At 71.8% G+C, this 25057-nt stretch carries 21 protein-coding genes; 11 read left to right on the top strand and 10 right to left on the bottom strand.

What is annotated here, in order from left to right:
• Positions 1 to 30 precede the first annotated feature (30 nt).
• Entirely contained in the window at positions 31 to 1722 is a 1692-nt protein-coding gene (locus ACFVAJ_RS12345; protein ID WP_376944431.1) for a beta-N-acetylhexosaminidase, read from the top strand.
• A gap of 81 nt (positions 1723 to 1803) precedes the next feature.
• On the opposite strand, the gene ACFVAJ_RS12340 is transcribed toward ACFVAJ_RS12345, so the two are convergent.
• From ACFVAJ_RS12340 to ACFVAJ_RS12325, 4 genes are all read right to left on the bottom strand, one after another.
• Positions 1804 to 4683: a discoidin domain-containing protein gene (locus ACFVAJ_RS12340; RefSeq protein WP_376944430.1), complete on the bottom strand. Its 2880-nt coding sequence runs from the start codon at positions 4681 to 4683 to the stop codon at positions 1804 to 1806.
• A 204-nt stretch (positions 4684 to 4887) separates the two neighbouring features.
• Positions 4888 to 5814 carry a carbohydrate ABC transporter permease gene (locus ACFVAJ_RS12335; protein WP_376944429.1) on the bottom strand — a complete coding sequence of 309 codons (927 nt, stop codon included), beginning with the start codon at positions 5812 to 5814 and terminating at the stop codon, positions 4888 to 4890.
• A 2-nt stretch (positions 5815 to 5816) separates the two neighbouring features.
• A complete protein-coding gene (locus tag ACFVAJ_RS12330) occupies positions 5817 to 6815 on the bottom strand; it encodes a carbohydrate ABC transporter permease (protein ID WP_376944428.1) in 999 nt (332 codons plus the stop codon).
• Between the two features lie 46 nt (positions 6816 to 6861).
• Complete coding sequence (locus tag ACFVAJ_RS12325; RefSeq protein WP_376944427.1) at positions 6862 to 8112, bottom strand: extracellular solute-binding protein; 1251 nt, start codon at positions 8110 to 8112, stop codon at positions 6862 to 6864.
• A 397-nt stretch (positions 8113 to 8509) separates the two neighbouring features.
• Here ACFVAJ_RS12325 and ACFVAJ_RS12320 point away from each other — a divergent pair, with 397 nt between their 5' ends.
• The 9 genes from ACFVAJ_RS12320 (at position 8510) to ACFVAJ_RS12280 (ending at position 17897) form a co-directional block, all read left to right on the top strand.
• Entirely contained in the window at positions 8510 to 9379 is an 870-nt protein-coding gene (locus tag ACFVAJ_RS12320; RefSeq protein WP_376944647.1) for an SIS domain-containing protein, read from the top strand.
• Between the two features lie 4 nt (positions 9380 to 9383).
• Positions 9384 to 10355, top strand: coding sequence for an ROK family protein (locus ACFVAJ_RS12315; RefSeq protein WP_376944426.1), 972 nt, complete (start codon positions 9384 to 9386; stop codon positions 10353 to 10355).
• The gene (locus ACFVAJ_RS12310; protein WP_376944425.1) at positions 10352 to 11386 is read left to right on the top strand and encodes a 1-phosphofructokinase family hexose kinase; all 1035 of its coding nucleotides are present in this window, start codon (positions 10352 to 10354) and stop codon (positions 11384 to 11386) included. Before ACFVAJ_RS12315 ends, ACFVAJ_RS12310 begins: the two co-directional genes overlap by 4 nt.
• Entirely contained in the window at positions 11383 to 12255 is an 873-nt protein-coding gene (locus ACFVAJ_RS12305; RefSeq protein WP_376944424.1) for a ketose-bisphosphate aldolase, read from the top strand. The genes ACFVAJ_RS12310 and ACFVAJ_RS12305 overlap by 4 nt, the downstream gene beginning before the upstream one ends.
• Complete coding sequence (locus ACFVAJ_RS12300) at positions 12252 to 13037, top strand: DeoR/GlpR family DNA-binding transcription regulator (protein WP_376944423.1); 786 nt, start codon at positions 12252 to 12254, stop codon at positions 13035 to 13037. Before ACFVAJ_RS12305 ends, ACFVAJ_RS12300 begins: the two co-directional genes overlap by 4 nt.
• Positions 13038 to 14231: an N-acetylglucosamine-6-phosphate deacetylase gene (locus tag ACFVAJ_RS12295; RefSeq protein WP_376944422.1), complete on the top strand. Its 1194-nt coding sequence runs from the start codon at positions 13038 to 13040 to the stop codon at positions 14229 to 14231.
• A gap of 460 nt (positions 14232 to 14691) precedes the next feature.
• Positions 14692 to 16575, top strand: a complete 1884-nt coding sequence (locus ACFVAJ_RS12290; RefSeq protein WP_376944421.1) for a sigma-70 family RNA polymerase sigma factor — start codon at positions 14692 to 14694, stop codon at positions 16573 to 16575.
• A 55-nt stretch (positions 16576 to 16630) separates the two neighbouring features.
• The gene (purU, locus tag ACFVAJ_RS12285; protein ID WP_376944420.1) at positions 16631 to 17503 is read left to right on the top strand and encodes a formyltetrahydrofolate deformylase; all 873 of its coding nucleotides are present in this window, start codon (positions 16631 to 16633) and stop codon (positions 17501 to 17503) included.
• 22 nt (positions 17504 to 17525) lie between these two features.
• Positions 17526 to 17897: a YrdB family protein gene (locus ACFVAJ_RS12280; protein ID WP_376944419.1), complete on the top strand. Its 372-nt coding sequence runs from the start codon at positions 17526 to 17528 to the stop codon at positions 17895 to 17897.
• A gap of 16 nt (positions 17898 to 17913) precedes the next feature.
• Here ACFVAJ_RS12280 and ACFVAJ_RS12275 read toward each other — a convergent pair whose 3' ends face one another.
• Positions 17914 to 19020 carry an ABC transporter permease gene (locus ACFVAJ_RS12275; protein WP_376944418.1) on the bottom strand — a complete coding sequence of 369 codons (1107 nt, stop codon included), beginning with the start codon at positions 19018 to 19020 and terminating at the stop codon, positions 17914 to 17916.
• Between the two features lie 108 nt (positions 19021 to 19128).
• On the opposite strand from ACFVAJ_RS12275, the gene ACFVAJ_RS12270 reads away from it, so the two are divergent.
• Positions 19129 to 19716: a TetR/AcrR family transcriptional regulator gene (locus tag ACFVAJ_RS12270; protein ID WP_376944417.1), complete on the top strand. Its 588-nt coding sequence runs from the start codon at positions 19129 to 19131 to the stop codon at positions 19714 to 19716.
• Between the two features lie 95 nt (positions 19717 to 19811).
• On the opposite strand, the gene ACFVAJ_RS12265 is transcribed toward ACFVAJ_RS12270, so the two are convergent.
• Genes ACFVAJ_RS12265 through ACFVAJ_RS12245 form a run of 5 tightly spaced genes read right to left on the bottom strand, consistent with a single transcriptional unit; the run spans position 19812 to position 24880 of the window.
• Positions 19812 to 20597: a glucosamine-6-phosphate deaminase gene (locus ACFVAJ_RS12265; RefSeq protein ID WP_376944416.1), complete on the bottom strand. Its 786-nt coding sequence runs from the start codon at positions 20595 to 20597 to the stop codon at positions 19812 to 19814.
• Positions 20582 to 21517 carry an ROK family protein gene (locus tag ACFVAJ_RS12260; protein WP_376944415.1) on the bottom strand — a complete coding sequence of 312 codons (936 nt, stop codon included), beginning with the start codon at positions 21515 to 21517 and terminating at the stop codon, positions 20582 to 20584. The genes ACFVAJ_RS12265 and ACFVAJ_RS12260 overlap by 16 nt, the downstream gene beginning before the upstream one ends.
• Positions 21514 to 23046 (bottom strand): glycoside hydrolase family 3 protein, encoded by a 1533-nt coding sequence (locus tag ACFVAJ_RS12255; RefSeq protein WP_376944414.1) that lies wholly within the window; start codon positions 23044 to 23046, stop codon positions 21514 to 21516. The genes ACFVAJ_RS12260 and ACFVAJ_RS12255 overlap by 4 nt, the downstream gene beginning before the upstream one ends.
• Positions 23043 to 24002: a carbohydrate ABC transporter permease gene (locus ACFVAJ_RS12250; protein WP_376944413.1), complete on the bottom strand. Its 960-nt coding sequence runs from the start codon at positions 24000 to 24002 to the stop codon at positions 23043 to 23045. Before ACFVAJ_RS12250 ends, ACFVAJ_RS12255 begins: the two co-directional genes overlap by 4 nt.
• Positions 23999 to 24880, bottom strand: a complete 882-nt coding sequence (locus ACFVAJ_RS12245; protein WP_376944412.1) for a carbohydrate ABC transporter permease — start codon at positions 24878 to 24880, stop codon at positions 23999 to 24001. The genes ACFVAJ_RS12250 and ACFVAJ_RS12245 overlap by 4 nt, the downstream gene beginning before the upstream one ends.
• Between the last annotated feature and the right edge of the window lie 177 nt (positions 24881 to 25057).

The raw sequence follows: 25057 nt of genomic DNA, 5'->3' as shown, positions 1-25057 counted from the left end.
CGTCAGGATTCCTTCTTTTCGCGAGGACGCATGCAACGACGCCACGCCCGCTCCACCGCCCTCATCGCCCTGCCGCTCGCCGTCGTGCTCGGCGCGCTGACCGCCTGCACTCCCCCGCAGGAGAACGGAGCCCCCGTGCCCGGCATCGTGCCCGCCCCCGTGAGCTTCGAGCGCACCGACGCCGGCGAGTTCGCGCTCACCGAGCGCACCCGCTTCGTCGTCGACGGCGACGAGGCCGAGCGCGCCGCCGGCCCGCTCGCCGAGGCCGCCCGCGCGGCCACGGGGTGGGAGCTGCCCGTCGAACGGGTCGCCGGCGAGGCATCCGCCTCCTCGGCCGACGGCGACGACATCGTGCTCGTCATCGACGCGGCGGTGGCGGGCGGCGACGAGGGCTACGCCCTCGAGAGCGGGCGCGACGGCGTCCGCATCGCGGCGGCCTCGGCCGCCGGGCTGTTCCGCGGCACGCAGTCGCTGCGCCAGCTGCTGCCCGCCGAGATCGAGCGCACCGACGCCTCCGCCCCGGACGGCGGCTGGACGGTGCCGGCCGTCTCGATCACCGATGCGCCGCGCTTCGAGTACCGCGCCTCGCTCGTCGACGTCGCCCGCAACTTCATGCAGGTCGACGACCTGCTCGACCACCTCGACCGCATCGCCCTGCTGAAGCTCAACGTGCTGCACCTGCACCTCACCGACGACCAGGGCTGGCGGCTGCAGATCGACTCCTGGCCCGAGCTCACCGGCATCGGCGCGTCGACCTCGGTCGGCGGCGACGGCGGCGGCTTCTACACGAAGGACGACTACCGGCGCATCGTCGACTACGCCGCCGATCGGTTCATCACCGTCGTGCCCGAGATCGACCTGCCCGGGCACACGAACGCCGCGCTGAGCGCCTACGCCGAGCTGAACTGCGACGGGGTGGCGCGCGAGCCGTACACCGGCATCGAGGTCGGCTTCTCGTCGCTGTGCGCCGCTCCCGAGCGGGCGGAGGCGACCGACCGGTTCCTCGCGGACGTGCTCGGCGAGGTCGCCGAACTCACCCCGGGCCCGTGGATCCACGTCGGCGGCGACGAACCGCTCGCGACCCCGCACGACGACTTCCTCGACCTCGTCGGGCGCATCACGAAGGCCGGCGCCGCGACCGGCAAGACGGTCATCGCCTACCACGAGATGGGCGCGTCGAGCGAGCTGCCGCCCGGCACCGTCGGGCACTACTGGGACCTGACGGCCTCCCACGAGATGCCGGCGAACCGACGCGACGAACCGGTGCGCCCGTACCCCGAGTCGGCCGGGCAGGCGCGCTCGTTCCTCGAGCAGGGCGGCCGGCTGATCCTCGCCCCCGCCGATGTGACCTACCTCGACATGATGTACCCCGACCGACCGCAGGGCCCGCTCGGCGGCCAGCTCGGCACGAGGTGGGCCGCCACGATCACCCTCGAGCAGGCCTACGCGTGGAAGCCCGAGGAGACGATCGGCGGGATCGAGCTCGCCGACGAGCAGATCCTCGGGGTGACGTCGTCGCTCTGGAGCGAGACGATCGAGACGGTGCCCGACTTCGAGTTCATGGTCTTCCCGCGCATCGCGGCGACCGCCGAGGTCGCCTGGTCGCCCGCCGACGCCCGCGACGAGGCCGACTTCCTCGTGCGGCTGCCGACGCTCGGCGCACACCTCGACGCACTCGGGGTGGCCTACCGCAAGGTCGGCGGCGTCGACTGGCAGGGCTAGGCGCGCCCGTCCCAAACACGGCGACGGCGGATGCCTCGGGGCTGGCCCGAGGCATCCGCCGTGTTCAGTGCGCGACGCGGGTCAGCCGCGACCGGGCACCGGCGAGGTCGCGATCTCGCTGAGATGCCCGACCGCGTCGGTGGCCCTCGCCTCGAGGGTGTGCCGGCCCGGGGCCTCGACGACGACGTCCTCGCCGTCCCAGGCGGTCCATTCGCCGCCGTCGAGGCGGATCTCCACGCCCGCGACGCCCGAGCCGTCGTCGCGCGCGTCGACCGTGAACCGCACCGGGTTCCTCGGCGTGCTCACCGCGGGTCGACGGCTCGCGCCGACCTCGACCGAGGGCGCCGCGGTGTCGACGCGGACGACGCCGAAGCCCGAGACGCGCCGGTCGCCGACGGTGGCGCGGTACTCCAGCCGCTGCTCGCCCTGCCCGTCGATCGCGACGGCGTCGGCCGCCGACGACCACTCGCCGCCGTCGAGCCGGTACTCGATCGCCGAGACCTCGCCGGCCGTGCCGCCCGCGGCGAACTCCGCAGTCGGTGCCGTCGTGTACCAGCCGGCGTCCGCGTCGGGCGCGCCCGGGGTGAGCTCGGCCGAGATCCATGCGTCGGGTCCGCCCGTCGACGGAACCGTCAGCTCGAACAGGCTGAGGTACGGGCTCAGGTTCTTCGCTGTCACGGTCACCCGCACGTGGCGGGCCTCGACGGGCTCGAAGGTCACGGTGTCGACTCGCGCCCCCTCGGCCTGCCCGGACTTCATGGCGGCCCTGCGCCAGCTCGCACCGTCGTCGGAGACCTCGACGACGTAGTCCTTCGCCGATGCTCCCTCCCACGCCAGCACGACCTCGCCGAACGTCTGCTTCGCCCCGAGGTCGACGGCGATCCACGGCTGCTCGACGTAGTTCGCCGACCAGCGGGTCTTGTCGTCGCCGTCGATCGCGAGGCTCGGCGGGAACGCCGCGGCCTCGACGCCCGACGCGGTGGCCGTGGCCCCGCTCGTGAGCGGTTCGGGCGCGAACACCGACATGCGCCAGGCGCTGAGGCCGGCGGCCCCGTCGGACCGGATGTCGCGGACTGCGACGTACCTCGCCTGGAGCGAGCCGAGCTCGACCGACTCGGTCGCACCGTCGACGTCGTCGGCGACCCGCTGCCAGAACACGCCGTCGTCGGAGACGTCGACGTCGTAGCTCGCCGGAGCCGCGCCGGCCCATTCGACCTCGATCCGTCCGACGGGCGCAGACTCGGCGAGCTCGATCCGGACGTCGGCCGTGTCCTCGGACGTCGCCCATCGCGTGAGCGCGAGTCCGTCGGTCAGCGACGCGGCCGTCATGCCGTCCTCGCTCGAAGACGCGGTGACGGTCGCGCCGAGGCTCAGCTCGCCCGGCCGAGCGACTCCGGTCTGGTCGATCGTCGTGAGCCCCGGACCCGAGCCGATGCGGCGCTGCACGGCGACGAAGTCGCCGTACGAACGAGTGGGCGTCTGCGAGTCCCAGGTCTTCTGGGCGATCACGGGGAACGAGTCGCGGACGAGGCCGTGCACGTCGAGCTCGGTGTACTCCTCGTGGACGAGGTCGTTCCAGACCGCGAACATCGCCCCCTCGGGCGACCCCTCGGGCACGACGGCCGTCGAGCCGAGCCGGTTGGGAAGCCAGGTCGCGTAGAGGCCGGCGTTGTTCAGGCCGTTGCCGTGGTAGTAGTTCGCGAACGGCACGACGTAGAGGTCGCCGTCGTTCGTGTTGATGTACCGGTAGCCGTCGGCCTCCGCCTTGGCCATGCCGTACCAGCCGTTGTTCCAGGAGTTGATGACGACGTCGCGGTCGTAGCCGTCGGCCGAGCCGTGCATCACGCTCATGCTGCCCCAGGCGCGCGGTTGCTTGCCGAGTCCGCGGATGTGCTCGGCCATGGCGTTGAAGAACTCGCGGTACTGGTCCGCGCCCGAGCGCGGGTACTCGTCGGCGCCGAAGTGCACGTCGGGGCCTTCGAACCACGGCACGAACTCGTCGAAGACGGCCTTGATCGTCTCGGTGGACTCGGGTTTCGAGAGGTCGAGGTGGTCCGAGTCGCCGCCGTTGAATCCGAGCTGCGGCTTCCAGCGGATGAACGACCGCGAGTGCGCGGGGGCGTCGATCTCGGGCACGATCGTCACGGCGTGCGCGGCTGCGGTGTCCTCGAAGCTCTGCCAGTCGGCGCGGTCGTAGGCGCCGTCCTCGGATGCGAGCCCGGCGAACGCGGGGTTGTCGCTCTTCAGCCGGAAGCCGTCGTACGCGTCCTTCCAGCCACCCGCCGGCCGCGCGATCTCGTTGTCGTTGAGGTGCAGCTGGAACTGGTTCAGCTTGTACCAGCTCATCATCGTGATGTAGTCGCGCACGAACTCAGGGGTGAAGAACCGGCGCCCGACGTCGAGCGCGAAGCCGCGCACGCTGTGGTTCGGCCAGTCGATCGACTCACCCGCGGGCACGGAACGGCGCAGCGGGGACTGCACGAGGGCCTGCAGCACCGTGCGCGTGCCCCAGAACGCGCCCTGCGCGGCGGGCGCGGCGATCACGACGCCCTCCTGGTCGATCGTGAGTCGGTAGCCCTCGGCGTCGAACAGGGCGCCGCCGTCGGCGGACTCGAGGTCGGCGTCGAGGTCGAGCCGAAGGTCTCCGCTGCCGGCCTCCCCGCCGACCGCGACGTCTGCGACGATCCCCGTCGCGGATGACAGGTCGTCGGCGAACTGGTGCGCGACGGCCGCGAGCTCCGGGTCGGCGACGATTCGGGCGCCCGGGGCGAGCTCGAACGCGCCCTCGCCGCCGGTCCAGGTCTGCAGGGCCGGGATGATCTCCGGGGCCGCGTTCGTCGCCGCCTGCGCCGGGACCGGCGCAAGGGCGAGCAACGCGCCCGCCGTCGCGATCGTCGTCGCCACCGCGGTGCCCCGCCGCCATCGTGCCCGGATCGTGCCGGGCGGAATCCTGTCGTCCAACGGAGACCTCCTTGTCTCGAATCCCACTTCAGTGAGTGAGTAAACTAAGTTCTCCCCGAACATAGGAGACGCACGGTGCGACCGTCAAGCATCGGCAGGCACCGGGCCGCGGTCGATCGACCGCCGGCGACGTCCACGGACGACGAAGGCGGATGCCTCGGGTTCGAGCCCGAGGCATCCGCCTGTCGTATCGCGTGCCGAGCGCTACTTGACGCTGCCCGCCGTGAGGCCGCCGACGAGGCGCTTCTCGATGAGCATGAAGAGCACGACCACGGGGATGATCGCCACGATCGAGACGCCGAAGACGTACTGCCAGCTCGTCGAGTACTGGCCGACGAACTTCGTGAGCGCGACCGACATGGGCTGGTTGCCCGCCGTCGAGAGGATGACGAGCGAGGCGGCGAACTCGTTCCAGCAGGCGACGAAGGTGAACACGATCGCCGTCACGATGCCCGGCCACACGAGCGGGAGGTTGATCCGGAAGAGCACCGTGAGCCGGCCCGCGCCGTCGATCTGGGCGGCCTCGTCGACCTCCTTCGGGATGCCCGCGAAGAAGGAGTGCATGATCCACACCGCGAACGACAGGTTGAAGGCCGCGTTGATGAAGATCATCGCCGCCCAGGTGTCGCCCATGCCGAGCGCCGTGAACTGGCGGAACAGACCCGAGGTGAGCACCGCCGGCTGCAGCATCTGCGTGACGATCACGAGGAAGAGGAACACCATGCGGAACGGGAACTTGAACCGCGCCGTGTAGTACGCCGCGGGCAGGGCGACCGCGAGCACGAGCAGCGTCGCGAACACCGAGATCACGATCGTCGAGATCATGTTCTGCGGCAGCGGCGTCTCGGGCGTCGACCACATGTCGATGTAGTTCTCCCAGTGCCACTCCGTGGGGAAGTAGGTGGGGTCGACCGACAGGATCTGCGACTTCGTCTTCACCGAGCCGAAGAACATGATGAGGTACGGCACGATGAAGACCGCGAGCACGATGAGGCCGGCGAACATGCGCAGCAGCACGCGCCCGAGCGACACCTGGTCTTCGGTGTAGCGGCGCTTGCGCGGCGGGGTCTGCCGACCGGCGCCCCCGCCGGTATCGGTCGCGAGCATCGCGCGGGTTTCGGTGACGGTCACGATCAGACCTCCTTCATGGGCTTGACGACCTTCACGTACACCGCGACGATCACGATGACGATGAGGAAGGCGACGACCGAGAGCGCCGATGCGACGTCGACCTTGTGCTGGTTCTGGATGTACTTGAAGATCATCGTCATGATCGTGTCGGCGTCGTAGCCGGGGATCGATCCGGTCATCACGCGGAGGATCGGCAGCGAGTTGAACACGTTGATGATGTTGATGAGCACGGCGACGCTGAGCGCACCGCGCAGCTGCGGCAGCACGACCTTGAAGTAGGTGCGCACGGGGCCTGCGCCGTCCATCTTCGCGGCCTCGAGCGTGTCGCCCGGCACGGTCGCGAGCCCGGCGAGGATCGTGTACGTCGTGAACGGCAGCGAGACGAAGATCGCGACGATGATCGACCACATGAAGGCCGTGGTCGGGTTCTTCGTCCAGCCGTAGCCCTCGGGGGTGTCGACGAGGCCGATGTCGACGAGGAACTTGTTGATGATGCCGAAGTACGGTTCGAGCCCGTAGTAGACGACCATCGTGGTCATGACGACCGAGGCGGCCCACGGGATGATCACGACGAGGCGCACGAGCTGCCGGCCCGGGAACGCCTTGTTGAGGATCTGCGCGAGCCCGAGCGAGATCACGACCGTGAACGCCACGACCACGACGACCCAGACGATCGTGCGGAAGAAGATCGGCCAGAAGTACGGGAACTGGAAGACCTCGACGTAGTTGTCGAGACCGACCGAGCCCTTGTCGAGCCCGGAGAGCGAGATGTCGCGGGTCGAGTTGTAGAACATGACGACGGCCGGGAACAGCACGACGCCGAAGATGAGGATCAGTGCGGGCGTGATCCAGGGAAGGGCGATCGCGAGGTCGCGGCCGCCGGGCTTGCCACGGCGGGCGGGCGCCTTCGCGCCCGTGCCGCCGGACGGGGATCCCCCGGAACGGGGGCGGCCGGTGGCCGCCCCCGTCGGGTTCGATGATGCATCGGTTGTGGAGCTCATGGTGCGAGGATCACCGAACCCTTTCCGTGTGGCGTCGAGGCGAGCGTCAGCTCGCGTCGACCTGCGCCTGGATCTCGGTCAGCACGTCCTGAGCCGGCTTCGTCTGGATCTGGCCGAACAGGGCCTTGAAGGCACCGTCGGTGGCCGACCACTTGGGGTTCGTCGAGGGGTAGAACTGCGCGTCGGGCAGCACCTCGAGGAACGGCGCGAGCGCCTCTTCGCCCTTGAGCTGCTCGGCACCCGACTTGGTGACGGGGAGGAAGCCCTCGGTCTGCACCCACGGCACGTACACGTCGGCCGAGTAGTAGTAGTCGAAGAACTTGGTGATCGCCTCCTGCTTGTCGCCGTCGTTCTGGAAGGCCATGAGCTGGTCCATGACGCCGAGCGTGAAGGGCGAGCCGTCCTGCGTCGGGATCGGCACGATCGAGTAGTCGAGCTCGGGGTTGCCGTCCTCGATCTGGCCGACGGTCGGCGGGAGGCCGACCTGCATGCCGATCTTGCCCTGGACGAAGATCTCCATGAGCGGCGTGCGGTCGGTCGAGCCCGGGTCGGCCTGCGTCGCGCCCGCGTCGATCATCTTCTTGATCTGCTCGGCACCGGGAAGGTTCGACGGGTCGTCGACGGTGATCGCCTCGGCGTCGCCGAAGGTGCCGCCGCCGCCCCAGAGCCACACGGCCGCCTCGGCCTGCGCCTCTTCGGAGCCGAGCGGCATGCCGTAGCCGGCCACGCCGCCGCCGAGCGCCGAGATCTTGGTCGCCGCGTCGAGCAGCTCGTCCCAGGTCTTCGGGGCCTCGGCCACGCCGGCCTGCTCGAGCAGCGCGTTGTTCACGAAGAGCGCGCGCGCCGACGCGATGAGCGGCAGGGCGTAGGCGGTGCCGTCGACCTCGGCGTTCTTGATGAACGAGTCCTGGAAGTCGCTGAAGGTCTCGGGCGAGACGACTTCCTCAGCGGGGTAGAGCAGTTCGTCGGCCGCGAAGCCGGCGAAGGGCCCGCCGTTGTAGATGTCGGGTGCCTCACCGCCCTGGATCTTCGTCGTGATGACCTGCTCGAGGTTGTCCCACGACTGGACTTCGAGCTTGACGTCGATGTCCTCGTTCTCGGCTTCGAAGCCGTCGATCACGTCTTCCCAGAGCTGCTGGGTGTTGTCGGAGTAGCTCGGCACGAGCAGGTCGAGCGTGGTCTTGCCGCCGGCCGAGTCGCCGCCGCTGTCACCGCCGCCGAATCCGCACGAGGCGAGCGTCAGCGAGGCGGTGGCGGCGAGCGCGACCGCGGCGCCGAGGCGCAGAGACTTCTTCATTGGATGCTTCCTCACTGTGTTGGGTGGCGCACCGACGACGACGAGGTCTCACGCGCCGATGCGTTCGTCCATTGTGCACCGATCCTTGGTGATCCGTGCAGTTTGATGAACGTTTCGCCGAGCAAACGATCAGGTACGTTCATTCGACGCTGGGAAATCTATTCCGCACCCCGCACGGCCGTCAAGACCGCAGAGCCATTTGTTACCGGATTTTGTTTAGATCCCTCACTAAACCCCTCGAATGCGGGACGACGCAGTAAACGATCTTTTCTATGATCGTTGGACACGTGTTGCAGTCATCTGCAATCATTGAGGCGTCATCGTCGTCACTCGACGGCCGCACCACCCGACTGGAGCCCACGTGAGCCTGCCTTCCGCTTCCGCCCCCGCCGCCCACATGGCCGCCGAGCTCGCCTCGCAGCCCGAGACGTGGGCGCGCGCGACCGAGCTCCGCGACGAGCAGTCCCGCCTCCCGCGCCGCGGCGAGCGCATCGCCGTCGTCGGCTGCGGCACCTCCTGGTTCATGGCCCAGTCCTACGCCTGGCTCCGGGAGTCGGGCGGGCACGGCCAGACCGACGCGTTCGCGGCCTCCGAGGCGTTCCCCCTCCGCGGCTACGACGCGGTCGTGGCGCTCACCCGCTCGGGCACGACGACCGAGGTGCTCCAGCTCGTCGGCGACGTGCGCGGACAGGTGCGCACGATCGGCGTCATCGGCGACGCCGCCTCGCCCCTCGTCGACCTCGTCGACGACGCGATCACCCTCCCCTTCGCCGACGAGCAGTCGGTCGTGCAGACCCGCTTCGCGACGACGGCGCTCGCACTCTTCCGCGCCTCGCTCGGCGAAGACCTGGCGCCCGTGATCGCCGACGCCGAACGCGCCCTCGCCGAAGAGCTCGACCCGGCGCTCGTCGACGCCGAGCAGTACACCTTCCTCGGTCGCGGCTTCTCGGTGGGCCTCGCCCACGAGGCGGCGCTGAAGATGCGCGAGGCCTCGCAGTCGTGGACCGAGTCCTACCCGTCGATGGAGTACCGCCACGGCCCGATCTCGATCGCCGCGCCCGGCCGTGTCACCTGGCAGTTCGGCCCCGCTCCCGAGGGGCTCGCCGGCGACGTCGCCGCGACCGGTGCGCGATTCGAGACGAGCACGCTCGACCCGATGGCCGACCTCGTGCGCGCGCAGCGCGTCTCGCTCGCCCGGGCCATCGCCCGCGGCCTCGACCCCGACCAGCCGCGCAACCTCACGCGCTCGGTGATCCTCGAGGGCTGACCCGATGACCGACACCGCGCCACCGCTCGGCCCCGGCGCCGCCGTCCTCGCCTTCGACGTCGGCGGCACCGACACGAAGTCGGCGATGGTGGATGCCTCGGGGCGGGTGCTCGGGCTCCGTCGCACGCCGACCGCGCGCGATGCCGGTGATGCTGCGGGCGCGGTTGCCGCATCGTTCGTCGAACTGGCCCGGGTCCTTCGCGAGGAGCACCCCGAGGTCGACGTCTCCGCGGCCGGGGTGAGCGTGCCGGGGCTCGTCGACGAGGTGCGCGGACTCGGACTCTTCGCCTCGAACCTGGGGTGGCGCGACGCACCGATCCGCGATCTCGCCGAGCGCGCGCTCGGGCTGCCCGTCGCGTTCGGCCACGACGTGCGCGCCGCAGGCGACGCCGAGCACCGTCTCGGCGCGGCGCGCGGCTACGACGACGCCGTGGTGCTCGCGATCGGCACCGGCATCGCCAGCTCGATGCTGATCGGCGGCGAGCCGTACTCGGCCGGCGGCTACGCCGGCGAGTTCGGCCATTCGCTCGCCGATCCGCATGGCGAACGCTGCCCCTGCGGTGCGATCGGCTGCCTCGAGACGGTCGCCTCGGCCGGGGCGATCGCCCGTCGGTACCGCGCGGCGAGCGGTCGCGAGGTCGCGGGTGCCCGGGCGGTGCTCGCAGCGGCCGGCGACGGCGACCGGGTCGCACGCGACATCTGGGACTCGGCCATCGAGGCGCTGGCCGAGGGCATCGCGCGACTCGTCGCGACCCTCGCGCCCGAGGCGATCGTCATCGGCGGCGGCCTCTCGCAGGCCGGGCCCGCGCTCTTCGAGCCGCTCGGCGAGCGCGTGGACGCCCTCCTCAGCTTCCATCGCCGGCCGGTGCTCCTCCGTGCCGAGCTCGGCGACGACGCGGGCCTGCTCGGCACCGCCCTCGCGGCGCGCGACCTGGCGGCGGCACGGGCCGCCGAGGCCGGAACGGCGGCGCCGTGATCGTCACCGTCACGCCGAACCCGGCCGAAGACCTCACCTGGCACCTCGCCGAGCTGCGCCCGGGCGAGACCCTCCGCATGCCGGCGGGCGTCTCGCGCGCCGGGGGCAAGGGGCTGAACGTCGCGCGCGTCCTCGCGTCCGAAGGGCACGAGGTGCTCGCACTCACCACGGCGGGCGGCGCGGCCGGCGCGCGCCTCGCGGAGGATCTCGAGCGCAGCGGCATCCCCCACCGGCTCGTGCCCGTGCACGGCGAGACGCGCCGCAGCCTCGCCCTCGTCGACGAGACGAGCGGCGAGACGACCATCCTCAACGAGCACGGCGCGGCACTGGCCGACGACGAGGCGCGCACCCTCCTCGCCGAGGCGGCCCGCCTCGGCCGGCGCGCCGACGCGGTGGTCATCAGCGGAAGCCTGCCGCCCGGCTTCGGCCCCGACGAGCTCGCCGGGCTCGTCGCCGAACTCGTCGCCGCCGGCACCCCGGTGATCGTCGACACGAGCGGCCCCGGCCTGCTCGCGTCGGCTCGCGCCGGCGCCACCGTGCTGAAGCCGAACCGCGACGAGCTCGCCGAGGTCACCGGGCACGACGACCCCGTCGCGGGCGGGCGCGCCCTGCTCGAGGCCGGCGCCCGGCTCGTGCTCGTCTCGCTCGGCACCGAGGGGCTGCTCGTGCTGTCGCACGCCGACGCCTCCGACGGCGTCCGCGCCCGGCTGCCGAAGCCGCTGCACGGCAACGCGACCGGCGCCGGAGACGCGGCAGTCGCCGCGATCGCCGCCGCCGTCGCGGCGAACCCCTCGCTCGTGAGCGATGCGGGTTCCGAGGGCGTCGCGGCCCGCGCGGCCCTCGCTCGGCGCGCGACGGCGTGGTCGGCCTCGGCCGTGCTGATGCCCCTCGCGGGCGCGCTCTCCCCCGACCACGCCCGGCTCGAGGCCGAGGTGGTCGTCACCGGCCACCACGAGGCATCCACCGCCGACCCGGCGAACACCGAGCAGGCGTACCCCGCGCCCGATACCGACCCGAGGACCACCGCATGACGCTCACCCCCACCCGCACCGTCCTCGACGCCGCAGCGGCCGCCGGCACCGCCATCGGTGCGTTCAACGTGCTGCACCTCGAGACGGCCGAGGCCCTCGTCGGCGCCGCGGAGGACACGGGCCTCCCGGTGATCCTGCAGCTCTCCGAGAACTGCGTGCGCTACCACGGCGCGTTCGAGCCGATCGCGCTGGCGACGCTCGCCGTCGCCGAGGCCTCGAGCGCCCCCGTCGCGGTGCACCTCGACCACGCCGAGGACGTGGAGCTCGCACTGCTCGCGATCGACCGGGGCTTCGGCTCGGTCATGTACGACGGCGCGAAGCTCGACTTCGCCGACAACGTCGCGACCACTCGCCGGGTCGTCGCCCGCGCGGCCGAGGCGGGCGTGCTCGTCGAGGCCGAGCTCGGCGAGATCGGCGGCAAGGACGGGGCGCACGCCCCCGGCGTCCGCACCGACCCGGCCGAGGCGGCGCAGTTCGTCGCCGAGACCGGGGTCGACGCCCTCGCGGTCGCCGTCGGCTCCTCCCACGCGATGACCGAGCGGGTCGCCGCACTCGACCTCGAGCTGATCGCGCGGCTCCACGCCGCCGTGCCGGTGCCGCTCGTGCTCCACGGCTCCTCCGGCGTGCCCGACGAGACGATCGTCGCGGGCATCGCCGCGGGCCTCACGAAGATCAACGTGTCGACGCACCTGAATGCGGCCTTCACCGGCGCGATCCGGGACTACCTCACGGAGCACCCGACGGCCGTAGACTCTCGCAAGTACCTCGCGGCGGGCCGCGACGCGGTGCGCATCGAAGCGGGCCGCATGCTGAGACTGTTCGCCTCGCCGGCGACGGCGGGCACCACCGGAAGGGACGGGATCGGATGAATCGCGCGGAGCGCCTGAGCGCCGTCCTCGACCTGCTCGCCGACGGCGGCCAGGTCGAGGTCGAACAGATCGTCGACCAGCTCGGAGTGTCGCCGGCGACCGCCCGACGCGACCTCGATGCGCTCGCGAGCCAGCAGCTGCTCACCCGGACCCGCGGCGGCGCGGTCGCCCACTCGGTCGCGTACGACCTGCCGATCCGCTACAAGAACCAGCAGAACCCCGAGTCGAAGGCGGCGATCGCCCGGGCGGCGAGCGCGATGGTGCCGCGCGGCGCCGTCATCGGACTCTGCGGCGGCACCACCGCCACGGCGATCGTGGAGGCGCTCATGTCGCGCGCCGACATCATGGAGCCGGCGAACGACCCGAGCCTCACCGTCGTCACCAACGCGATCAACATCGCCATGCAGCTCGCGATCCGGCCGCAGATCAAGACGGTCGTGACCGGCGGCGTGGTGCACGCGCGCTCCTACGAGCTCGTCGGCGCCTACACCGACGCGGTGCTCGGCAGCGTGACGCTCGACTACGCCTTCATCGGCGTCAACGGCATCGACCCGGCGATCGGGCCGACCTCGCACGACGAGCGCGAGGCCGCCGTGAACGCGCTCATGGCCTCGCGGGCGACGCACCCCGTGCTCGTCGCCGACTCGTCGAAGCTCGACAAGCGGGCGTTCGCCGCGATCGGTTCGCGGCGTCTCTTCTCGACCCTGATCACCGACTCGGGCGTGACCGAGGCGCAGCTCGCACGGCTCGCCGACCACGGCTACGACGTTATCGTTGCTTAGGTGAGCACCCCAGTCGTCGCGACCGAACCCGCCTCCGGCCCGAACGGGCCCACGATCATCCATTCGGCGCGGCTCGTGAGCGGCTTCGACACGGTGCCCGACGCCTGGGTGCGCTTCGAGGGCGGCCGCGTCGCCGAGCGCGGCCTGGGCGACGGCTGGCGGGCGCTCCTCACCTCCGAGACGAGCGTGACGGATGCCTCGGGGCGGTTCCTCGTCCCGGGCTTCATCGACATCCACTGCCACGGCGCCGGCGGCGCGTCGGCCGACGAGGGCGAGGCGGCGATCGAACGCGTGCTCGCCGTGCACAACGCCCACGGCACCACCCGCACGGTGCTCTCGCTCGTCACGGCCTCGGTCGACCGGATGGTCGAGCAGCTCGAGGTGATCGCGCGTCTGTCGCGCCGCGACCCCCGGGTGCTCGGCGCCCACCTCGAGGGGCCGTTCCTCGACGACGCCTACCGCGGCGCGCACGACCCGACGCTGCTGCGCACGGCCGACGCGGACTCGGTCGAGCGCCTCCTCGCCGCGGCCGACGGCACGCTGCGCCAGATCACGATCGCACCCGAACACCCGGGGGCGACGGAGGCGATCGCCCGCTTCGTCGACGCGGGCGTCGCGGTGGCGGTCGGACACACCGGGGCCGACTTCGACACGGCGCTCGCGGCGTTCGGGGCCGGCGCGACGATCCTGACGCACGCGTTCAACGGCATGCGCGGCATGCACCACCGCGCACCCGGCCCCGTCGTGGCCGCGATGCACGCCGACCACGTCACGCTCGAGATCATCAACGACGGGGTGCACGTGCACCCCGACGTCGTGAAGCTCGCCTTCGCGGGCGCCCCGGGCCGCGTCGCACTGATCACCGATGCGATGGCGGCGACGGGCTCGGCCGACGGGGCGTACCTGCTCGGCACGCTCGAGGTCGTCGTCGACCAGGGCGTCGCCCGCCTCCGCGAGGGCGGTTCGATCGCGGGCTCGACCCTGCTGCAGGACGAGGCGCTGCGCCGCGCCGTCGTCGACTGCGGCATCCCGTTCGACCAGGCGATCGCCGCGCTCACGACGGTGCCCGCAGCCGCGGTCGGGCGGGCGCACGACCTCGGCCGGCTCGATCGCGGCTACGCGGCCGACGCAGTGCTGCTCGGCGACGAGCTCGACGTGCAGGCGGTGTGGTCGGCCGGCAGCCGCCTCGTCTGACCTCCCGCGGTCGAGCCTGCCTCGGGCGCCCGTGCGGCGCACGACGCCGCTGCCCGCGACCGGTGCGTGCGCAGTGCGCGCTGCCCGCGCCCGGTCCTCCGCTTCAGTCGCACGCCGGGAGCACTCGGCGCCCGCTCCGCGCGGAGAGGTGAAGGGCGGGGCCCCGAGACGTGTTCCCCATCGTCTCGGAGCCCCGGCCGTTCGAACCGAGCCGCCCTTTCCCCCGGGCGTCTCGTCCCGCCGGCGGGTACCCGGCTTCCGTCTCGGCGTTCGGGCACCGAGACGGCGGAAGTCGAGGGCGCAGTGCATGCCCTCACAGGAGAAGACGTCGCCGAGACGGATCTATGACGCGATTCTCGGGAAAATCTGGTGGAATTGTCCGGAATCCCCGATCCGCGTCATGATCCCCGCCTCGACGCGTCTCTCAGGTGGACCGACCCGAACCCCGAAGGAGCCGCGCGTGCCCCCCGTGCGCACCGATCACACCGCCGACGCCGCACTCATCGAGCGCACCCGCCGCGGCGACCGCGCCGCGTACGCCGAACTCTGGCAGCGCCACGCCGCGTCGGCGCGCACCGTCGCGCGCTCGTACAGCTCGCTCGACCCCGACGATCTCGTCGCCGAGTCGTTCACGCGTATCTACGACGCGATCCTCGCCGGCAAGGGGCCGACCGCCGCGTTCCGTCCGTATCTCTTCACGACGATCCGCAACACGGCGGCGAGCTGGGGCCGGGCCCGCCAGGAGACGAACCTCGAGACCCTCGAGTCCTTCGAGGACCCCGAGACGAACGAGGCGGCGACGCTCGACGCCCTCGACCGTTCGACGACCGCGCAGGCCTTCCGTTCGCTGCCGACCCGATGGCAGGAGGTGCTCTGGTACAGCGAGGTCGAGGGCATGACCCCGCAGCAGGTCGCGCCGCTCGTGGGCATGAGCGCGAACAGCACGGCCGCCCTCGCCTATCGCGCCCGCGAAGGGCTCCGCCAGGCGTGGATCCGCGCGCACCTCAAGAACTCGACCGAGCCCGAGTGCCGCTGGACCATCGACCGGCTCGGCAGTTACACGCGCGGGAAGCTGCGGCCGCGCGACACCACGAAGCTCGAATCGCACCTCGACGACTGCGCGCGCTGCACGATCGTCGCGGCCGAGGCCCGGGAGGTCGGATCGAGGCTCGCGCTCGTGCTGCTGCCCCTCGCCGCCGGCGTCGGCGGTGCGACGGCGTACTCGGCCTGGCTGTCGCAGGGCGCGCCGGTGGCCGAGTACGCGATGGGCGCCGGGGGCATCGCCGCCGGCGGCGCGACCGGTGGCTCGGGCGCCGGGTCGGGCGGCGCGGCCGGCGGCTCGGGCGGAGCGGGCGCCGGGGCGGGCGGAGCCGGAGGAGCCGCCGGCGGCGGTGCCGCGGCCGGCGGCGGGCTCGTCGGCGCGATCGGCGGCACTGGCGTGGCGATCGGGGCCGGCGCGCTCGTGCTGACCGCAGCCGTCGTCGCGGTCGCCGTCGTCGCTCCGAGCCTCACGCCGACGAACGAGCCGCTCGCGGCGCCGATCAGCGAGGTCGGCGAACCCGCGCCGGTCACCGACGACGAGGGCGAGGCGCCCGCGATCCTGCCGGAGCCGACGGCCCCCGGGCCGATTCCGTCGAGCGCGCCCGAGCCCGACGAGGCGATCGGCGACGAGGCCCCGATCGACGGATCGCCCGGCCCGCAGCCGGTCGATCCGGCTCCTCGCCCCGTGCCGACGCCGAGCGTCGCGCCCACGCCCGAACCGACTCCGACGCCGACGCCGACCCCCGAACCCACTCCGACCCCGACGCCGACCCCCGAACCCACTCCGACCCCCACCCCGACGCCCGAACCCGACACGGAGGCACTGCCTCCCGTCGTCGACGGAGTCGACACGGCGGGCGGGCTCGTGGACCCCGACCTCGCCGGGAGCGCCGAGCCCGGAGCGACGGTCACGGCGACCGCCGACGACGGCCGGACCTGGACGACGACGGCCGACGACTCGGGCGCATGGTGGATCGGCCCGCGGGGCCTTCATGCCGGCACCACGACGCTGCAGCTCGTGCAGACCGATCGCGCCGGAAACGTCTCCGAGGCGACGGCGGTCCCCGTGACCCTCCAGACGCCCTCGGTCCGCGTCCGGCTGACCCGCCTGGATTTCAGGGGCGTGCCCGGCGCGACGGTCGCGCTCGAGATCGACGGCCGGCACGAGGGCGTCTACACGCTCAACGCGGCGGGTCGCGCCAGGGAATCGAACGGCTCGTGGCGCTGGTTCTTCGCCGACAGCGTCCAGGTGCGCTACACGGCGGACGGGCGGACGGGCCCCGCCGCCGAGGCGGACTGGTGACCCCGCGCTGAGCGACGAGCACGAGCCGCCTCGGCCCGCCCGGTAATCTGGGCGGATGACCACCGATGCCGCGCCCGATCACCTGTTCCACTGGGTCGTGACCCTGAGCTGCACCGACGGCCCCGGCATCGTGCACGCGATCTCCGGCGCCGTCGTCGCCTCAGGCGGCAACATCACCGAGAGCCAGCAGTTCGCGAGCCTCGACACCGGGCGCTTCTTCATGCGCCTGCAGGTCGAGTCGCGAGCGACGCGCGCCGAGTTCGAGGCGGCGCTCGCCCCCGTGACCGAGCGCTGGAGCATGCAGTGGCACCTCGACGAGGTCGGGCGGCCGCTCCGCACCCTCGTGCTCGCCTCGACCGCGGGCCACTGCGTGAACGACCTGCTCTTCCGTCAGCGCGCGGGCCAGCTGCCGGTCGAGATCCCGCTCGTGCTCTCGAATCACGGCACGCTCCGCGACCTCGTCGACTTCTACGGCGTGCCGTTCGAATCGGCGGCCGTCACCGACGCCGCTGCGAAGGCCGAGTTCGAGCGACGCGTCCTCGACGCGGTCGACGAGCACGACATCGAACTCGTGGTGCTCGCCCGCTACATGCAGATCCTCTCCCCCGAGCTCTGCGAGGCCCTCGCCGGACGCTGCATCAACATCCACCACTCGTTCCTGCCGGGCTTCAAGGGCGCGAACCCGTACCGGCAGGCGCACGCCCGCGGGGTGAAGCTCATCGGCGCGACCGCGCACTTCGTCACGAGCGACCTCGACGAGGGGCCGATCATCGAGCAGAACGTCGTGCGCGTCGACCATTCGCGGAGCCCCGCCGAGCTCGTCGCGATCGGCCAGGACGAGGAGAGCCGTACGCTGAGCCAGGCGGTGAAGTGGTTCGCCGAGCGCCGGGTACTGCTCGACGGAGCCCGCACCATCATCTTCCGCTGAGGCGCGGGTACGCTAGAGGGTTGTGAGCACCGCACCCGAGACCCCGCAGGCCCAGCCGAAGATCGGCCCGAACGACATCCTCCGGTTCTTCCTCGAACTGTTCGCCTTCGTGTCGCTCGGCATCTGGGGCTTCATGGCCTTCCCGCTGCCGTGGCCGGGCGTGCTCATCGGCATCGGGGCGCCGCTGCTCGCGATCGTCGCCTGGGCGCTGTTCATGTCGCCGAAGGCGGTCTTCCGCATCGATCCGTTCGGCAAGGCGCTCGTCGAGATCGCGATCTTCTCGGCCGCAGCGATCGGCTGGTGGATGCTGGGGCAGCCCGTCGTGGCGGTCGTCTTCGCCGTCGTGGCCGCGGTGAGCGGCATCATCAACGGCCGCAAGGAGCTCGCGGGCTGACCCCGCCCCGCCCGCCTCAGGCGGGTCGGGCGCTCGACGCGGCCTCCGCGCCGGCCGCGGCCTCTGCGTCCGCCACGGCATCGGCCTCCGCGTCGGATTCGGCACCGCCCGCGGTGCGGAAGTGGCCGAGCACCGAGAGCAGGAGCCCGCCGACGGCCCACCCCGCGAGCACGAGCCACGGGAAGGTCGTGTCGGCGGCCGGGAAGTACGAGAGTTCGCGCACGAGGGTCGCGGCGGCCCCCGGCGGGAACCACTGGCCGACCTCGCCCCACGGCTCCGGCAGGAACTCCTTCGGCATCGCCGCCGCCGAGATGGGGTTCGCGAAGAGCAGCATGACGACGGGGCCGACGGCGATGCCCGCGCGACCGATGAGCGCGACGAACCCGGTGATGGGCGCCGCGATCGCCGCGAGCGCGAGGGCGATCGCCGCGGCGTTCACCCAGTAGTCGCCCTGCAGCGCGCCGAACCAGCCCTGCAGGATGGCGGTCAGGGCCAGTCCGCCGACGACGGCGTAGACGACGACGGCGAGCACCCGGCGCATCGCGCCGATGACGGCGAGCGAGATCGCGATCCCGCCGAGCATGCCGCCGAGCACCAGCGGGAAGAGCGCGGCGGCGAGTCCGGTGCCGCGCGGGTCGCTCGAGGCGAGCGGCACCACGTCGGTGACGACGACGTCGATGTGGGGCGGGGCGGTCGGCGCCCCCGCCGCCGCGGCCGCCGCAGCGGCCTGGGCGTTGACACCCTCTTCGAGCCCGCCGGCGACGCCGTTCAGCAGCTGCGCGACGACGGCGCTCGACGCCGAGGAGCTGAGCACCTCGGGCTCGGTGCCGAGCACGACGGCTCCGTACACCTCACGGGATTCGATCGCGTCGACGGCGGCCGAGCGGTCGTCGACCTCGACGAAGGCGATCGCGCCGGGCTGCTGCGCGTCGACCGCCTGTTCGGCGGCGTCGACGAGTTCGGCGGGGCCGGTGATCGCGATCGGCAGGTCCTTGGGCTCGGCCGTCACCGAGGGCCAGGCGAATGCCAGCACGATGACGGCGACGATCGCCGCGAGCGCCAGGCCGAGGCCGACGACCCGCCCGATCGGAGTGCGGGACTGCGTGGCATCCGTGTGCGCCATGATCTCCTCCGGAGTCTAGAAAAACGAACATTCGTTCTTTATAAGAATGCGCGCGCCTCCTATGCTTGTCAAGAACGATCATTCGGTTTTCCGAGCGGGAGGCGGCCGATGCCCAAGGTGAGCGACGAGTACCGCGCGGCGAGACGCGACGAGATCCTCGACGCCGCCCTGCGCGCCTTCTCCGCGAAGGGGCTCGACGGCGCCTCGATGGCCGACATCATCGCCGAGGCCGGGCTCTCCGCCGGCGCCATCTACGGGCACTTCCCGAGCAAGGTCGAGCTGCTCGCGGCGGTCGCGCAGCGCACGCTCGGGCAGCGGCGCCTCGAGGTCGCCGCGCGGCAGAAGGAGGGCGAGGCGCCGCTCACTCCCGGCGAAGTGCTCGCGACCGTGCTGCGCGGAATGCGCGCGCACTTCGACACGCGCCTGCTGGTGCAGCTCTGGGCCGCGGCGGCCACCGACACCGAGCTCGGCGACACCATCCGCGGCCCCGTCCGTGCGATCAGGGAGACCTTCAGCGACGCCATCCGGCCGTGGTTCCTCGCCAACTACCCTGCCGATGAGGCCGAGGCCCGGCTCGCCCGCAGCGTGCCCATCATGATGGCGCTCGGCCAGGGGTTCATGATCCAGCGTCAGCTCTTCGACGACTTCGACGAGGAGGGCTACCTCGCCGAGCTCCCCGGGACGCTTCCCCACTGACGGGCGCGCGTCGCCGTTCCGCGCCCGACGTCTCCGAGAACGACGGATGCCTCGGGCGGCATCCCGCCCGAGGCATCCGTGTCGTTCGCAGCGGGCTAGATGCCCTGCCAGGCGGGCTTGTTGACCCAGGCGTGCCGGTAGTACTCGAGGTTCGCGAGGCGCGACGCGGCCGCCGCGTCGACGATGACGGTCGCATGCGGGTGCAACTGGATCGCCGAGCCCGGCTGGCTCGCGGACACACCGCCCTCGACCGCCGCGGCGACGGCCTCGGCCTTCGCCTCGCCGAACGCGAGCAGCACGAGGTGACGGGCGCGAAGGATCGTGCCGATGCCCTGGGTGATGCAGTGCATGGGCACGTCATCGGGCGAGTCGAAGAAGCGGGCATTGTCGACGCGGGTCGGCTCGGTGAGCGTCTTCACCCGCGTGAGCGAGGCGAGCGAGGAGCCCGGCTCGTTGAAGCCGATGTGGCCGGTGCGGCCGATGCCGAGGATCTGCAGGTCGACGCCGCCGGCCGCGACGATGGCAGCCTCGTAGTCGGCGCCCGCATGCTCGATCGTCGCCGGGTCGCCGTTCGGCACCCGCACGAGCTCGGGCGTGAGGCCCAGCGGGTCGACGACCTCGCGGGTGATCACCGCGCGATAGCTCTCGGGGTGCCCTGCGGGAAGGCCCACGTACTCGTCGAGCGCGAAGCCCCGCACCCCGCGCACGTCGATCGACTCCGCCGCGATGCGGGCGGCGAGCGCCCGATAGCTCGCCAGCGGCGTCGAGCCGGTCGCGAGACCGAGCACCGCATCGGGCTTCTGCCTGATCAGCGAGACGATCGAACCCGCGACGAGCTCGCCCGCCGCCTGCTCGTCTTCGACGACTACGACTTCTGCCATTGCGCAACTCCTACCAGGGCAGCGCCCACGGCGGCTGCCGGAAATCCGAGGGGAATGACCCGGACCCGCTCCGCGAGCCCGAGTGAGGCGAGGAACGCCGAGTCGGCGGCCCACCCGTTCAGGATACGGCGAGTTCCGTCGACGAGCGGTTCGCCGAGGGCGGCGAGCCCGCCCCCGATCACGACCTCGTCGACATCGGTGGTGAGCACGAGCAGGCGCACGGCCGCCGCGACGCCGGAGAGGAAGCGCTCGCGGACGCCGGCCGCCTCGGCGTCACCCGCCTCCGCCCGGTCGAAGAGCTCACGGGCGGGCAGCTCGGACTCGGACGGCCACATGCGCGCGATCGCCGAACCGGAGGCCACGGTCTCGAGGCAGCCGCGCTGGCCGCATCCGCACAGCTCCCCCGCGGGGTCGATGGGGATGTGCCCGATCTCGCCCGCCACACCGTGGCCGCCGCGCAGCAGGCGGCCCCCCTGCACGATTCCGGCCGCCAGGCCGGTGCCGAGGTTGAGGTACGCCATCGAGCGGTCGGCCGACGGTGCCGACGACCCCTCCGCGGCGAGGAGGTGATGTGCCCCGAGCGCCGCGGCCTTCACGTCGTTCTCGATGCGCACGTCGACGCCCAGCCGGTCGGCGAGCCGAGGCCCGAGGTCGAGCCCTTCGAGGCCGAGGTTCACCGCATGGGCGACCCGGCCGGTGATCGTGTCGACGGCACCGGGGATGCCGATGCCGATGGATGAGAACGCGCTCGCGCCGAGGCCCGAGAGCTCCGCCATCCGTTCGACGGTGGCGAGCGCCGTCTCGACGACGGCCTCGGCCCCGAACCCGGTCGGCATGCGCACCTGGTCGCTCAGTTCGCCGGTCTCGGCGAGCGCGACCGCCGCGGTCTTCGTGCCGCCGATGTCGATGCCGAGCCTCACCGCGCGGCCACTGGGGCGAGCGCGTCGTCGACGAACGCGAGCACCGCGTCGCCGAGGAGGCGCGAGGCGCCGTAGGTCGCCACGTCGGCGTAGCCGCGGTCGTGCGACGGCCAGCCCATGTCGATCGTCACGACGTCGTCGCGCACCGCACGGAGCGCGTCGATCGCCCGGCGGGCGAAGGCGTGGCGGTGCAGGTCCTTGCCGATGACGAGCACGGGGCCGGCGAGTGCGGCCGGGTCGTCGAGCACCTCGCCGTGGGCGACCGGCACGAGGTCGGCGCGGCTGAGCCACGACGGCTGCGGGGCGACGGCCTCCGCGGCGAATGGGCCCCACGGCGCGACGCCGATGGCGATGTTCGCCACCGTGTCGACGCGGACGACCGTGCCGATCCCCGAGGCACCGAGCAGATGCCCGCGCACGGCGTCGGCGACCTCGAAGGAGGCGACCACACGGGCGATCTCCTCGTCGTCGTGGGCGGGCTCGATCACCTCGGGCGCAGCGGGACCCGCGGGCACGACGGGAGCCGTCGCGGCGAGCGCGCGCACGCGGGCCGCAGCGTCCCGGACCCGGTCGGCCGGCAGTCGCCCGGACTCGATCGCCTCGGCGATCGCCGCGACGATCTCGCCGAGCTGCTCGTCGGAGTTGTTCGCCCCGATGCACAGGAGGTCGCAACCGGCGGCGAGGGCGCGCACTGCGGCTTCGGGGATGCCGTGCGCGCCGCTCGCCCCCTTCATGTCGAGGGCGTCGGTCACGATGACGCCTTCGAAACCCAGCTCCCCGCGGAGCAGGCTGTGCAGGATGTGCGGGGAGAGGGTGGCCGGAGCCTCCGCATCGAGCTGCGGGAGCAGGATGTGCGAGGTCATGATCGTGCGGGCGCCCGCCGCGATCGCCGCACGGAACGGGACGAGCTCCCGCTCCTGCAGGGTCGCGAGCGGCACGTCGACCACGGGCAGCGCGAGGTGGGAGTCGGTCGCCGTGTCGCCGTGGCCCGGGAAGTGCTTGGCGCTCGCGGCGATGCCGGTCTGCTGCAGCCCCTCGACCCAGGCGGCCGAGTGGCGGGCGACGAGCTCGGGGTCGTCGCCGAAGCTGCGCACGCCGATGACGGGGTTGTCGGGGTTCGCGTTGACGTCGACATCGGGCCCGAAGGTCACGGTGCAGCCGGTCGCCGCGAGGGCGCGGCCCACCTCGGCCGCCACCCGGCGGGTCAGCTCGAGCTCGTCGATGCGGCCGAGCACGGCGTTGCCCGGGAACGGGGCGCCGCGGTCGTAGAAGAGGCGGGTGACGTCGCCGCCCTCCTCGTCGATCGCGATGACCGCATCGGGGTTCGCCGCACGGAGTCGCTCGTTGAGCGCCCGGAGCTGCTCGGGGTCGACGACGTTCTCGCCGAAGAGGCACACGCCGCCGAGGCCGTCGCGCAGTCGCGCGAGCACCCACTCGGGGGCGACCGGGCCGTCGAAGCCCGGCAGCAGGGTCGTCAGGATGTCCCGGTGCAGCTGCGAGGCCGCACCGGTGGGGTTCACGGCGCTCATCCCTTGACGGCTCCGTTCACGAGGCCGCCGACCATGCGGCCCTGCACGAAGAGGAAGAAGATGACGACGGGCAGCGCGATGAGCGTCGAGCCGGCCATCACCGCACCCCAGTTCGTCGCCTCGGTCGCCGACTGGAACGAGTTCAGCCACGGCGGGAGGGTGAGGTTGTAGCCCTTGAGCAGCAGGAGCGCCATCAGGAACTCGTTCCAGCTCTGGATGAACGCGAAGATGCCGGTGGAGACGAGCGCGGGCGCCATGAGCGGGAAGGTGACCTTCCAGAACGCCTGCGCCTTGGTGCAGCCGTCGATCATGGCCGCCTCCTCGAGCTCGGCGGGCACGCCCTTCACGAAGCCGCGCAGGGTCCAGATCGTGAACGGCACGACCGCGGCCAGGTGCACGATGAACAGGCCGAGCAGCGTGTTCATGAGGCGCCAGTCGTCGATCATGTTGTAGATCGTGAACATCATCGCCTCGCCGGGCACCATCTGCACGACGAGCACGGCGACGATGAAGAACACCCGGCCGCGGAAGGCGAACCGCGCGAGGGCGATCGACGCGAGGAAGGCGAGGATCGCGCAGACGACGACGACCGCGAGTCCGACGGTGATGCTCGAGATGAGCGCGTGCGGGAAGTCGGTCTGACCCGGTGCCGCCTCGCGCGTCCACGCCGTGATGTAGTTCTTGAACGTGAAGTCGAGCGGCAGCAGGCTCGGGTTGCGGCTGATGATCTGGTTCGACGGGGTGAACGACATGTTCACCATCCAGTAGACCGGGAAGATCGAGCACACGATGATGACGAGCGCCCAGAGGTTGAGGCCGAGGCGTCCGAGGAGGCCCTTGCGTCGGCCGGCGCGACGGCCGAGGCGGCCCCCGTCGCCGATCGTGGTGGCGGCGCGGGTCTCCGCCGCGATCGAACCGGGCTCTTCGGCGAGCTGCATTCCAGGACTGATGCTCACAGCTCTTCATCCTTCAGGGAGTTGCGGACGTTGAAGTAGGAGATGGCCATGAGCAGGATCACCATGAACACGCCGATGGCGGCCGTGGTGCCGAACTCGCCGAGCCCCTGCCGGAACAGGTAGGTCGGCAGCACGTTGGTCTCGCTCGCGAGGCCTCCCTGCTGCTGCAAGGCGTACACCTGCGTGAAGATGCGCAGGTTCCAGATGGTCTCGAGCACGAGCACGGCCGTGATCACGTTGCGCATGTACGGCAGGACGATGAGCCGGAACCGCTGCCACGCGCTGGCACCGTCGAGCGAGGAGGCCTCGATGACCTCCTCGGGCACCTGGCCGAGGCCGGCGTAGAAGGTGATCGCGGCGAAGGGGATGCTCTGCCACGTGACGATGATGACGAGCACCATCATGAAGGACCATGGGTTCTCGAGCCAGCCGTGACCGCGCCAGTCCTGGGTGCCGGTGATCGTGTTGAGGGCCCAGTTGATGACGCCGTAGTCGGTGTCGAACATCCAGCCCCAGACGACCGTGGCCGCCAGGGGCGGCATCGCCCAGGCGAACAGGAGCGAGACGGACACCGCGAGGCGCCAGGCCTTCGAGAGCTTCGTCATGGTCAGCGCGATGATCATGCCGAACACGACGATGAGCGCGGTGAGCACGACCATGAGGCCGAGGCTGCGGGCCAGCACCTGGGGGAACTGCGAGTCGGTGAAGATCTCGATGTAGTTGTCGAACCCGACGAAGTCGGGCGACGTGCCCAGCATCTTGTTCTTGATCTCGAGGTTCGTGAACGAGGTGACGAGCATCACGATCGTCGGGTAGACGACCATCACGACGAGGAGCGCGATGCTCGGGGCGAGCAGCGCCCAGGGGGCCCACTGCACCGGCTTCCTCTTGCGAGGCCCGGCAGGGGCGCCCTTGGGGGGACGGGGCGGTTTCGTGGTCGGCGTGCGCGGCGTTGCGTCAGGCTCGGTGAGGGTTGCGCTCATGGCTCTTCCTCCGGGTGTCCGCGGGGGGACGCGGGGTATGACTGATGGTACGTCTCGCGGCACCGGCGCCGT

It is taken from the genome of Agromyces sp. NPDC057679, assembly GCF_042799635.1.
In the GTDB taxonomy this organism is placed as follows: domain Bacteria; phylum Actinomycetota; class Actinomycetes; order Actinomycetales; family Microbacteriaceae; genus Agromyces.
This window is presented reverse-complemented; position numbering and strand designations above follow the sequence as displayed.

Bases quoted from the DNA above. Each gene is read 5' to 3' on its own strand.
- ACFVAJ_RS12265 (WP_376944416.1), bottom strand. From the start codon at position 20,597: ATGGCAGAAGTCGTAGTCGTCGAAGACGAGCAGGCGGCGGGCGAGCTC.
- ACFVAJ_RS12270 (WP_376944417.1), top strand. From the start codon at position 19,129: ATGCCCAAGGTGAGCGACGAGTACCGCGCGGCGAGACGCGACGAGATC.
- ACFVAJ_RS12315 (WP_376944426.1), top strand. From the start codon at position 9,384: ATGACCGACACCGCGCCACCGCTCGGCCCCGGCGCCGCCGTCCTCGCC.
- ACFVAJ_RS12330 (WP_376944428.1), bottom strand. From the start codon at position 6,815: ATGAGCTCCACAACCGATGCATCATCGAACCCGACGGGGGCGGCCACC.
- purU (WP_376944420.1), top strand. From the start codon at position 16,631: ATGACCACCGATGCCGCGCCCGATCACCTGTTCCACTGGGTCGTGACC.
- ACFVAJ_RS12305 (WP_376944424.1), top strand. From the start codon at position 11,383: ATGACGCTCACCCCCACCCGCACCGTCCTCGACGCCGCAGCGGCCGCC.
- ACFVAJ_RS12345 (WP_376944431.1), top strand. From the start codon at position 31: ATGCAACGACGCCACGCCCGCTCCACCGCCCTCATCGCCCTGCCGCTC.
- ACFVAJ_RS12275 (WP_376944418.1), bottom strand. From the start codon at position 19,020: ATGGCGCACACGGATGCCACGCAGTCCCGCACTCCGATCGGGCGGGTC.
- ACFVAJ_RS12300 (WP_376944423.1), top strand. From the start codon at position 12,252: ATGAATCGCGCGGAGCGCCTGAGCGCCGTCCTCGACCTGCTCGCCGAC.
- ACFVAJ_RS12320 (WP_376944647.1), top strand. From the start codon at position 8,510: ATGGCCGCCGAGCTCGCCTCGCAGCCCGAGACGTGGGCGCGCGCGACC.
- ACFVAJ_RS12255 (WP_376944414.1), bottom strand. From the start codon at position 23,046: ATGAGCGCCGTGAACCCCACCGGTGCGGCCTCGCAGCTGCACCGGGAC.
- ACFVAJ_RS12325 (WP_376944427.1), bottom strand. From the start codon at position 8,112: ATGAAGAAGTCTCTGCGCCTCGGCGCCGCGGTCGCGCTCGCCGCCACC.